Origin of the sequence: Bacillus piscicola (assembly GCF_022458745.1) — a bacterium.
Classification (GTDB): Bacteria; Bacillota; Bacilli; order Bacillales; family Marinococcaceae; genus Alteribacillus_A; species Alteribacillus_A piscicola.
On the sequence record NZ_JAJJJF010000027.1, the window covers coordinates 1 to 4,042 of the forward strand.

A 4,042-nucleotide genomic window follows, 5' to 3' on the forward strand; every position below is an offset into this window, starting at 1 on the left:
GGATCATTGGTTAAATATAGGTGATATTTCAAAGGATAGTTAGTCTAATATGGGGACTGGCTATCCTTTTTTAATAACATAATACATTAATTAAATAATGGTTGAAAATATAGTTTAATAGGTTTAATATATATTTAAAACGAACGTTTGTTTGTTTCGGAGAGGACGTAGCCTCGGTGCGAGGATAGCACTCCGCAAAAACGTTAGTTTCGAGGACCTTATAGAAACAACAATTACTGTAAGCATTACAAGTAGCAGCACTATCGTAAATTATAATTGGTTGGAGGTGCTCTTATGAAGGTAGAACAAATATTGATTGGTAATAGAAAAGTATTTCTGCTTTTGGATTCAAATGGATCGCCTATTGAACCCGTTGCGAAGTATATGAAATTTCACTATAACAAGGAGAGTAGTAGCAATACTTTACAGACTTACTGTACGGCTTTGAAATATTACTTTACATACTTAGAACAAAGAGGAATTGATTATCAGCAAGTTAGCTTTCAAATAATATCTGACTTCGTTGCTTGGCTCAGAAATCCATATGAAAGCAATAAAGTAGTACCCCAAAAGGAAGTTAAGGCTAAACGTAGTGAAAGAACAGTAAACACTTACCTTACGGTAGTGACATCATTTTATGATTATCTATACAGAGAAGAATTTGTTGAATCAAATGTTGTTGAAAAGTTGATGAAGAAGATGTTTCAAGGTGCAGGTGGAACTGGATATAAGGATTTTTTATATCATGTAAATAAAGACAAACCACGTTTCAAAAATGTGCTTAAATTAGACGAACCAAGAGTAAGAGTAAAGATATTTACAAAGGAGCAAGTTAATGAAATCTATAAATCCACTACTAACATTAGGGATAGATTTTTAGTAAAGTTACTTTTTGAAAGTGGCTTTCGTATAGGTGAGGTTCTCTCCTTGTTTCTTGAAGACTTTCAATTTGACGCAATACAAAGGAAGCACAAAATCCAACTAACAGATAGAGGGGAGTTACCAAACGGGGGGAAGTTGAAGACTGGAGAACGAAAGATCGACATCTCTCAAGGGCTAATGGACTTGTATGATGATTATTTGTTCGAAGTGCTAGATGAATATAATCCTGACCATAACTTTGTATTTGTGAAGGTTTGGGGTAAGAACGCTGGAGAACCTCTAACATATTCTGATGTTTATGCAACTCTTAAAGAGATAGAAAGGAAAACAGGCATATATATTACTCCTCACCTATTTCGTCATACACATGGAACCATATTTTATCTTCAAACAAAGAATATAAAGGCAGTACAAGAACGTCTAGGCCATTCACAAATACAAACAACCATTGACCTATATGTTCACCCTTCCGAAGATGATATTCGTAAGGATTGGGAGAAAGCCTCTCAAGCCTTTGAAATTGGGCGAGGCATAGAGAACAAAGAGGAATTTTTTCAATCAGGTATTCATGACGAGGTAGTTCCTTTTTAGAGGTAAATTATTATTTTAGGAGGTCAAACATTGGATAAAATCATACCAAATAATCTAATCCCAAAAAGTGAGTATTGGGAATTAATCACTTCCACCCTATCCACTTACGAGGTTAAAGATATTTCCAACGGTGGAAAAGTAACAAGAAGAATTGTGAATGATGATTACTTTTTAGTTAATGATGTTTGGAATATACATGAGATTGGTAAAATCCCTAATTTTGAAGAGCAATATAACAAGAGAAAAGGAATAGTAAATAACATTTACTTTAACTGCGCAAATCGAAACATCAATATGGAGATTAAGTTTGTTTACTACAATCAAATTTTTTCAGACCGTTGGGGAATAAGGACTATATTTAAAAGTATCTCAGGATCGCTAAAAAAACTGGCTGAGTATTTAAACGAAAAGCACCCAAATCTCACTTCCCTTCTTGATTTAGACATCAATAAAGAACAAAAACTTTGGACCTTTTGGTTGAATGGTAAAGGAGAAAAGACGAGTTACATCAAAAAGTGGAGAGGGGAAGAAATCGTAGCCCGTACAGAAATAGATGGCTTTTTAGCACGGATTTATAATACACTTTTTCAATTAACAGATACCCGTGATGAATGGGAGAAGGACCGATGGGATATACGGGTGCTGTACAAAAAATATGGGATAGGATTCAATGAATCAACAAGTGGTTATCACATTGATTTTTCAAATATAGAGAATAAAAATTTTTGTAAAATATTTAAAGAATATTTAAAAGGTCGTCTAATCAGCGGCAAAAACTTTACCTGGGGTACAGCTCGAAGTTATGGAACATATACTATTCCTTTTTTAAACTCAATTTCAAAACAAAATCCAAAATGGAACGATTTTAAAGAACTTGAAAGAAAACATATAGAAAAGTACATAGAAGAGTTAAATGAACATATAAAGACCAAATTAAACAAGAAAAATTCCAATCCTAAAAAATATGTTCGTCAAGCATTAAAGTGTGTTCGTGCCTTTATAAGAGATCTTCAAATTTTAGAGAAGTTTGAAGATTTTGCACCTGAAAATATGGTGTTTCGTCTAGTATATCCAGAAGACTTTCCTACTGTCCCAAAAAAATCTATGGATGAAATTGATTATATACCTGACTATGTATTGGAACAACTGTTTAATAATCTAAATGACCTTCATCCAGATGTACAGCCAATTGTCTGGATCGCTTTCAAAACAGGTCTTCGCATAAGTGATACATTGGGATTGACGCAGGATTGCTTAGGTAGAATAAATGGAAAACCAAATCTTACAACAGATGTTGAAAAAACATATGTAATAGGTCATAAAATACCCATTGATGATCATCTAGCAGATATAATTGCAGTTTTAATTAACCGTTCTAAGCAATACAGCAATGATGATAACAATCCTGAAAAATACCTTTTTGTTCGCTACAGAGGTATCCGTAAGGGAAGACCATTCAGTCAGAGTTTTGTTCGAGAAGAACTAAACAAATTAGCATTAGAAAAGAATATAACAGATGAAACAGGCAGTTTGTTTCGCTTCAAAACCCACCAATTCCGACATACATATGGAGTAAAATTGATAAATGGTGGAGCCGATATTTTAACCGTTCAGGAGTTATTAGCCCACACATCACCCGAAATGACCATGCAATACGCTCGTCTATTAGATGATACGAAACGTAAAGAATTCGAGAAGGTTGTCAAACAAGGTGTATTTAGCTTTGATCTAAATGGAGAAATTCATCAAGTTTCTGAAACAGAAGATATTCCTGAAGACATTCTTGATATGTTGTGGAAAGACGAGAAGTTAAATGCCTTAGATAACCCTTATGGAACCTGTCGTGCAAGGATCAATGGGAATTGCCCATTGGCAGCAGAACCCCCTTGTCTCACTGCGAACGATGGAAAACCTTGTTTTGATTTAGCGGTAGGCATGACAAGTTTTGATGTTAAAAAGTACGAACTCCTTATAGAAACTACCACAAAGTGGATTGAAGCATCTAAAGAGTATGGTCGTGAAGATATGGTTAAGGCAAACGAAAAAAACTTGGAAAGGTACCAGAATATTTACGAAACAATCAAAGAAGGAAATGTTATTTTTGGTCGATTTGACCGCATTAAGAGACAATTAGAACGTAAAGCAAAAGGAGGTGTTAAACATGGCTAGTTTTGATCGCGAGGAACAATTAAGGCGGCTACATGAAAAGAGAAAGCAAGAAACTAAAGATAAGGTTGAAGAAGCTATTAAACGCCTTATAAAGAGTTCTAAGGCAATTAACTTTAATAGCGTAGCGAAAGAAGCTGGAGTGAGCAAAGCAACGCTGTATAACCATTCAGCTCTTAAAGAGCGTATCAATTTCTTACGAAATCAACAAGAAGAAAAGTTTGTAGATTCAAGGATAAAACGGGATGAAAATAATCAAAACGCTGTAATAGCTTCACTTAAAAGAAGGATTGAAAAACTGGAGAAAAAGAATAAAGAACTTGAACAAGAAAATAAGCGATTACGTGAAAATGAAAAAGAAAAGTTGGCCAACTATTTTGAGAGTATATAATCCTTATTCAAC

General features: G+C 34.3%; 3 protein-coding genes. All 3 read left to right on the forward strand.

Translation table 11 applies throughout. The features are described 5' to 3' along the window. Nucleotides 1-294 precede the first annotated feature (294 nt). Genes LOR49_RS17210 through LOR49_RS17220 form a run of 3 tightly spaced genes read left to right on the forward strand, consistent with a single transcriptional unit; the run spans nucleotide 295 to nucleotide 4,030 of the window. On the forward strand, nucleotides 295-1,473 hold the full coding sequence (locus LOR49_RS17210) for a tyrosine-type recombinase/integrase (RefSeq protein WP_240378182.1): 1,179 nt from the start codon (nucleotides 295-297) through the stop codon (nucleotides 1,471-1,473). A gap of 30 nt (nucleotides 1,474-1,503) precedes the next feature. After that, a complete protein-coding gene (locus tag LOR49_RS17215) occupies nucleotides 1,504-3,642 on the forward strand; it encodes a tyrosine-type recombinase/integrase (RefSeq protein WP_240378183.1) in 2,139 nt (712 codons plus the stop codon). Beyond that, nucleotides 3,635-4,030, forward strand: coding sequence for a DUF6262 family protein (locus LOR49_RS17220; RefSeq protein WP_240378185.1), 396 nt, complete (start codon nucleotides 3,635-3,637; stop codon nucleotides 4,028-4,030). The genes LOR49_RS17215 and LOR49_RS17220 overlap by 8 nt, the downstream gene beginning before the upstream one ends. Nucleotides 4,031-4,042: the final 12 nt, after the last annotated feature.